General features: G+C 47.2%; 6 protein-coding genes and 1 pseudogene. 2 read left to right on the plus strand and 5 right to left on the minus strand.

Annotated elements, in window-relative coordinates:
• Together AC6ROY_RS24250 and AC6ROY_RS24255 are read right to left on the minus strand one after the other, a co-directional pair.
• On the minus strand, positions 1-2,244 hold the full coding sequence (locus AC6ROY_RS24250; protein WP_500103136.1) for a hypothetical protein: 2,244 nt from the start codon (positions 2,242-2,244) through the stop codon (positions 1-3).
• A 469-nt stretch (positions 2,245-2,713) separates the two neighbouring features.
• Positions 2,714-3,031, minus strand: coding sequence for a hypothetical protein (locus AC6ROY_RS24255; RefSeq protein WP_500103137.1), 318 nt, complete (start codon positions 3,029-3,031; stop codon positions 2,714-2,716).
• 181 nt (positions 3,032-3,212) lie between these two features.
• Here AC6ROY_RS24255 and AC6ROY_RS24260 point away from each other — a divergent pair, with 181 nt between their 5' ends.
• Both AC6ROY_RS24260 and AC6ROY_RS24265 read left to right on the plus strand, forming a co-directional pair.
• Positions 3,213-3,557 (plus strand): helix-turn-helix domain-containing protein, encoded by a 345-nt coding sequence (locus AC6ROY_RS24260; protein ID WP_500103138.1) that lies wholly within the window; start codon positions 3,213-3,215, stop codon positions 3,555-3,557.
• Between the two features lie 154 nt (positions 3,558-3,711).
• The gene (locus AC6ROY_RS24265; RefSeq protein ID WP_500103139.1) at positions 3,712-4,845 is read left to right on the plus strand and encodes an IS4 family transposase; all 1,134 of its coding nucleotides are present in this window, start codon (positions 3,712-3,714) and stop codon (positions 4,843-4,845) included.
• On the opposite strand, the gene AC6ROY_RS24270 is transcribed toward AC6ROY_RS24265, so the two are convergent.
• The 3 genes and pseudogenes from AC6ROY_RS24270 to AC6ROY_RS24280 all read right to left on the minus strand — a co-directional run bounded on the left by AC6ROY_RS24270 (position 4,829) and on the right by AC6ROY_RS24280 (position 7,095).
• Positions 4,829-5,245 (minus strand): Mu transposase domain-containing protein, encoded by a 417-nt coding sequence (locus tag AC6ROY_RS24270; RefSeq protein WP_500103143.1) that lies wholly within the window; start codon positions 5,243-5,245, stop codon positions 4,829-4,831. The genes AC6ROY_RS24265 and AC6ROY_RS24270 overlap by 17 nt on opposite strands.
• Positions 5,222-5,986 (minus strand): annotated as a pseudogene (gene istA / locus AC6ROY_RS24275) (IS21 family transposase); the annotation flags it as partial. The gene AC6ROY_RS24270 and the pseudogene istA, both read right to left, overlap by 24 nt.
• 473 nt (positions 5,987-6,459) lie before the next feature.
• Positions 6,460-7,095: a hypothetical protein gene (locus tag AC6ROY_RS24280; RefSeq protein ID WP_500103140.1), complete on the minus strand. Its 636-nt coding sequence runs from the start codon at positions 7,093-7,095 to the stop codon at positions 6,460-6,462.
• Between the last annotated feature and the right edge of the window lie 103 nt (positions 7,096-7,198).

Genomic DNA, 7,198 nt, shown 5'->3' on the forward strand with positions numbered 1-7,198 from the left:
TCATCTGCCTGATGGATCGCTACGAATAACGGGGCCGCTGATCTTATTCAGCGCCTCTTTCATGATGTAGTAGCTTTGTTTCGGCCGTTCCACGTAATTAACCTGCTTATCTTCCCAGCGCTGCCATGTGTACAATGGCATAGCGGACACCGGAACCGGCTGCGCCGCAGCCGAGCTGTCCGGGAGGGCGACTTGATCATTCTTCACCCTCCACGGAACGATGCGAACACCTTCCACTTGCGTCAATTCAAATTTATTGTGGGTCGGCGCGCTGTAGTTGATGACACTCAGAGAGCTCGGATCGCTGAATCCCAGCAGCATCCACGGTATACGCAGCTCGAGCACCTGCCCTTGAACCTGCCACATCGCCTTCGAATTGTATTCGGGACTCGACGGATCGCTGGTGCCTCTCTCCAGTATGCCAACCTCTACATCTCCGAAGGGATGGTTCATCCGGGAGTCGGGATATTCCAGCAAATAATTGACAATCAGCTTCCAAGGCTTGAAAATCCCCGAATCATCCTGCTTTTCCTTCGGATCGATCTCCGGCAGTCCGGAATGTTCATACATCCGGGCATGAATATCGTAATTGGAAGCGATCGTCAAGCGTCCTTTATGTTCATCCGACAGCTCGATTAAGGTTTCCAATCCTTCATCCAATGTCATGCCGTGAAGCTCCGGTCCATGGCGATTGCCCCCGGGCAGCGTATCCGCTCCGAAATAGATGCTTTCCTTCGACGGATCGAACGGCTCCGCTAGCTTCGCCATCAAGTAAAGGTAGCCTTCATCATGCGTGGCCCAAATCTCCTCAAAGCCGGGAGCCTGCACCTCGAGCTTCTTCTTATCCTTCAGCTTGTTCCAATCCGAGGCGTCTCCATCAATGTGAATCACATCGTCTTTGCTCGGGAACATCCCGAGTACCCCGAAGAAGGACTCGTTCGTCAGCGTGTTATACCAGTACGCCCGGCGATCCGCTTCATCATAGCGTTGGGTGTTCCATGTCTTCTTGAACCATTCGTCCTGCCACGTGAACAAGATCGCTCCCGAGTAGCCGGAACCGTGAATCTGCTGCAGTAATTCCGCATCAATCTCTCCTTGCTGCTGCTCGTTATGACCGCCTTGATTGCGGCCGAGCGTGCCCAAGTGGGCTACGCCCAAGGAAGCCGGCACGCCAAATTCCGTAACCATGATTGGCAGATTGGGGTGCGCTTCTTTTAATTTATGCAGATAGGTGTAGTAACTATCAATTTGACCTTTGCTGTTGGTCATTTCCTGAAACGACTTATCAAAGGTAAAGAAATCCGGATAATACGGATACACATGATACGACGCAAAATACCCTGCCTCCCAATCCACTACCTCAATATGCGTAGGATCGACGCTAACCAGGTCCTCTTCAACAAGCGGCTCGCCCGGATGCGCGAGCGGGTCCGTCGTCACCCAATTGGCGAAGGCCATGGGATGCTGCCAGCCATACTGAATTTCCGTTTGCGCCGCCGTGTCGACCATCAAGGCCAGCCACTTTTCAAACGCGTTCGCTCCCGGCTTATTACGGAAATATTTCCCTTCATAGTCTGCGATGTCCGCATGCAAATCATTGGTCCCCTTCACCATCTTCGGGTCCCATTCTGTCCCCACAATCCAGCCCATGAGATAAGGTCCAGCGTTATACTTATAGGCACCTCCTGCTTTTCCCGAATGCGGCTCGGGCGTGAGTGTCGTTTTTCCATAAACCGCCGCGACTGCGTCCTTAATCTCTTGCTCGAATTTCTGCTTGATCTCGGGATCGAATGCATCCTGCCCTTCAATCAGCTGTTCCTCAGGACTCCAAATGCCCTGCATAAAGAAAAGCGGCTTTTCCTGATGTTTCCTATTGTATTTGACCAGGGCCTCGTAGAACTCGGGCATCATGATTGTATACACCCGGATCACATTCACCCCCATGTCCTGAATCATGCCGAACCATCTCTCATATTCAGCCTCCGAAACGGGCAGTTCACCGGGAAAATGCCCGGGGATCGTCGCCCCCATATTAATCCCCTTGGCGAAATAGGGCTGCCAGGCTTGATTCGTGTATTCTTCTACATTCGTTCCTTGGGTCCTAAACTTTACATGTATGCCGCTAGCCAACGTCGTACTTTCGATTCTGACCAAAAGCGGACGCAGCCAGTAGTAAAGCGCACCAGCTGCAATCGCCAAAACAAGACCTAGCTTTAACAACAAGTTGAGCCGCTTGCGCATCATCGTCACCTTCGATAGTTTGCTATTAGTTGTGTCGTCTACTGCCTGCTTTCATGTTACGAAATGAACGTGCAGTTTGTCTGTTTTCTAAGTGTTAAACATTATGAACGTTTCAAGTGCATTGTGTTCGATATTTGAATTTTGTTATCGAAGGTTTAATAGATTGTGAGGGAAGTGTTAAAACGTAGTAATTTTACGTAAATAGAATAGTTACAGGGAAATATAGGGAGTACATTTGGCGGATATTGGAGGGGATGGAACATGACCACTAGGAGAACGTGTAGGCAAAAAGCAAAAACACCTGGATTGGTATCAGGTGTCTTTGAACTGATTTATTGATTTCTTTAAGAATCTATCTACTCCCCAAACGCGGCCCACAACAGTATTCTCAGCAGTGCCTGAGCTTTGCATCCCAAGATGACGGATATTGGGATTGCAATCGTACATAATTGAAATAAAGAACTTCTTTAATTCAAACATAGCCGGACTGTTTACTGGCACTGCTCCGTTCTGAGGTATCAAACAGCTCAACAGAAGGCTGTAGACTTCTTAGCTTGTTCTCGAGGATTACCTTCTCAAGCCTGACATGGAGCAGCTCCGTATCGAGATCTTGAGCAATCGTGTGCACGGAAGTTAGAATATCCTCTGTCGTGAGGATGTGAATCTGATCCGCGTTGTGGGAGACGTATTTAAGCAGGGTGTCGATAAAGTCTCGGCAGAGGCGAATTCTCTGGATTAGCGTTGCTTCTTCTTGGAGCATTGTTTCGAGCTGGGTTTGGATGGGGTGCACAGGGACGCCTCCTAACATATGGATATTAAACCAGAAGAATTGATGGTCCATTTTTGTTATTTTTATACAAAGTTTTCTTTTGTAATTATAGAACTTATAAGTTAAAAAATCAATATTTTTAATTAATATAGGTCTTTCAGCGATATCCCTAAAAACCTACTCTAGTAATGAGGTGGTTGAATTGAGTAGTTTAAGAAAATTGATTGGCGAACGTATTCGCATGCTGCGAAAGCAAAAAGGACTTTCTCAAGAACAGCTCGGAGAAAAAGCTCAGTTGAAGTATTCCTATATCGGAGCTGTAGAACGAGGAACTCGAAACATTTCTATAGATTCGCTTGAGAAGATTATTGTCGCGCTGGATACGGATTATGGAGTCTTCTTTGATTTAGCAGGGGTTGATGTTGCATCTGATTATTTTGATAAAAGGGCTGTGTTGGAAGTTCATAATCAATTTCTGCGACAAACAACCATTGATGAAATTAAGTTGATACATAAGATTTCTAAAGATATTTTACAGAAAAAATAAAGAACGACTTTGGAGATTCCCCAGTCGTTCTTTGTTCAATTTCAAATTAATATATTCATGCAGGCCTGTTGATTAACCACAAAATGGTAGAAAAAGAACCGTCAATCCGGTAAACTGTTTGTACCCCTACAAACGGCCGGAAGGTGACGACTCCATGAAAAAGTCTACCATGATTCAAGCAATTCTACAAACGGTTCTGAAGCCAGAAGAAGTACAAACGATCATCCAGGCGGTGGGCTATGTCGATGTAGCGCGAAAATTCACCGTCTATCACTTGCTTCAATATTGGGTAGCCGCAGCCAGCGAAGAATGGTCCGGGTATCGTTATGGTGCGGATCATGCCGCTCGCAGTGGTCTCACGCCCGTCCACTGTTCCAGTTTTTCTGGAAAAGCCGCCGATGTGCCATTTGCTGTGTTTAAACAAGGTTTTCAACTGCTCGTTGGCAAATGCAACCGGGAAACCCGGCGAAAGCTGGCATTTCCAAAGGAGCTGCTGCTGCTTGATTCGACGACCATGACCGTGGGGAAAACCCGGCTGCCGTGGGCTCCTTATCACGGAGAGCGGGCTGCAGTGAAACTGCATGTGGCTCTACGATCTCAAAACGGACAGCCTGTGGATGTCACGGAAACGATTGGCACCAAGCACGATGGACCGGTCTGCGAATCTTTGGAAAACCCTGATTATATCATGGTTATGGATCGTGCCTATGGGAAACTGGAGCGCCTGGATCGTTATAAACAAGAAGGGCAGTCCTTTGTCATCCGGCTTCGTGACCATATCCACTTTGAAAAACCGTATGCCCTGCGGCGTCAAACTGTTGCCGACTCCTCAGTTATTAGGGATATGACCTGCCAGCTCGGGACCCCACAATGTCGGTCGAAGCAACGTCACCGTGTGGTCATCTTTCATGATTTCGAGGGCAGAGAAATTCGCGTTGTGACCGATTTGATGGATGTGACGCCGGAACAAATTGCCCTGATCTATAAAGCACACTGGCAAATCGAAGTGTTCTTTCGCTGGATCAAGCAGCACGTCAACATCCCGACGTTGTTTGGTACAACCGAAAATGCTGTCTATGGCCAGCTGTTCTCCGCGCTGATCGTATTTGTACGCTTCAAATGGTTGTTCGACGGCGCAAAGCGGACATTTCCTCGTCACGCAGAGCTCACGTTTGTTCGGTTCACCCGTTTACTGCTTCTTGGTGAACTCCCTATTGAATGGATCATGAGCATAGATCGTCTGCTCTCAATCGATTTTGCTCCCATCACAGTTACACATTCTGGTTAATCAACAGGCCTGGTAAAAAGCCCTTGTAACCCTGGCTATGGGATTGCGTCATGTGTTCGCGCAGCCTGCCAAATACAGGGGGAAGCCGCCTAACAACGGAGGCGTGCGTGACGGCATGCGGCTTGCGCTCAAGCGCCGTCAAGTAGTGACCGATCTCCATGCGAATCTCGCTACGTTTGTAGCACCTGACGTGTGAAGCAACAAGCTCACGGCATGCGATAAACTCAATGCCATCCACATACACTTTGGCCATGATCATCTGTCCGACATGCACACACGGAACCGAGTATTGGTTGCGGTCTACGGTTGCGAGCGCATAGCTGTTCACTTTGACCGGAACGAGGCGTGCCGATGAAAATGCGCTTGCAGGAAGCGGTCTAAGCGCTGCTTGATCGTCCAGCCAAAGGTCGGCGCGTTTTGCCTTCTCCTGCTCACACCAGCGCAGCAAGTGAGCAGCCAGCTCCTCCCAAGAGCCAAAAGACGGGACAGGAACCAGCACGCGGCTACGGACGTATTTCACCAGCGACTCAATGGTGCCTTTTTCATTGCCATGTGCCGGTTGACAGAAGTGGCTGTCGAAGAGGTAGTGAGCGCGCAAGCTGGAGAACCAGGTATGTTCTTCGCGCTCAGGTCCGGCTAGTATTTGGATGACCTGCGTGGTGGCATTGTCGTAGAGTCCTTCCTTGGGAACGCCACCCAGATAGGCCAAGCCTCTTACATGGCCTTCGAGGAAGGCTTCCAGGCGTTCGGTAGGAAAGGCGACGACGAAAGGGACTAGACTGTACTTGAGTCGCATGCAGAACAAGCATACTTTGATTCGTTTGCCAGCGAGATCGATCTCTGCATGACCAAAGTCGATCTGCATCTGCTCACCGGGACTAGCTTCAAGCTTCAGGAAGCATTCTTTAGCCGTTCCTTTAAGCTTTCGCAGGTAATGGCGGACGGTGGATTCCCCACCCGCAAAACCGTGTTCGTTGGTCAAACGTTCATAGATTCTTGCGGACGTGTGCCGCTGCTTCGCAGGAGCTTTCTTGTCTTCTTCAAGGATTTGTTCGATGTATGCGCGGGGACCCATGACCGGGCAAGCTCTCTCTTGCTGCCGGCTGTATGCCGGAACCTCTGCATCCGCCAGCAATTTCCGAACGGTTTGTCTCCTGGATTCCCGGCATTACATAACGAGGATTGGACAAAAACCCAGTAGTATCAAGGGATTCAGTGGTAACACCCCTTAGAAAATCATCGTTATGTGTTAGGACTCATAACGAGCCTGATTTTAGTGTTTATGCGGGTTTACACGCTCCTCGTTATGTGTTTTCGGGAATCCAGGTTGTCTAGCGATATTCAATTGTGTACTCAGTCTTCGGATAGACCACCCATCGACAATGTGCTTTTTTCGAACATATTCTTTATCCACCATCCCGTACATGTCCTTTCCCCCTGGCTGCTGATCTAAATTCAGCATAACAGGGACGTCGCTCGGGGTGGTCAACTTTTACGTTAGCGAATGCTAGGTAAGTGGTACACTTTTGGATTAGCAGATACAGGAATTGTCTCAGAGACTTAGGAATGTTTCTATACACTGACCTATTTGGCGCTTACTTTGCAAAAGAAAACCTATATCATTTCATAATGTTCCTTATATTTCTTTTCTGTCTCAATAAATGTCTGTAAAATATGTCCAAAATTTCGATACCCTTGCTCAAACAATTGCTCATCATACTGACACTCTGAGAAGTGATCTATATAGTAAGATCCTGTATCCAATAACGCTTGAATTATCGCTATTAAAGTCCTTTTTGTTTCTCCAACCAAGATATGAGCTGTTAGGTAGAACACATTTAGATCGTCTTGATGTTCAATGTTCTCATCTTTTTTTTGTGCTACATACTCGAAATTATACGATATGGTATAAAACCCTTGTGTATCATCATGATGTTCAGTCTCATCTGTAATATCTGGTTGTATATCTGTTAAATTATAAAGATGCTGAATTGCAGATATACAGGTTTTGTGGTCTTGGAGTGATTCAGATACATCATCATCATTCGACCATGTTTCCGAGTAAGCGTTAAAGTACATTTTCAAGTCTACTGTAATACCTTGTACAGCATCGTCTTCATGCGATATTTCAGCAGTGATGATTTTATTGTCCAGATACAATAATGTCCTCACATCGTCATCATCTTGATCAATTTGTAACTGAGGGAACGCTCGTTTTATTTCTTCTACAACCTTATCAACAGTAACCATTCACTGGTCTCCTTTGATATATTTAGTTAATTACTCAACTTTCGCAGAACGAAAATCGGCTTTAATGCACGATGTAACTGAATTGAAGGCCAGTTCATTATGG

It is taken from the genome of Paenibacillus sp. sg306046 (assembly GCF_059821225.1).

What these genes read in the sequence shown, in the direction of transcription:
- AC6ROY_RS24250 (WP_500103136.1), bottom strand. Translation starts at nt 2,244, where the DNA reads ATGATGCGCAAGCGGCTCAACTTGTTGTTAAAGCTAGGTCTTGTTTTG.
- AC6ROY_RS24265 (WP_500103139.1), top strand. Translation starts at nt 3,712, where the DNA reads ATGAAAAAGTCTACCATGATTCAAGCAATTCTACAAACGGTTCTGAAG.
- AC6ROY_RS24280 (WP_500103140.1), bottom strand. Translation starts at nt 7,095, where the DNA reads ATGGTTACTGTTGATAAGGTTGTAGAAGAAATAAAACGAGCGTTCCCT.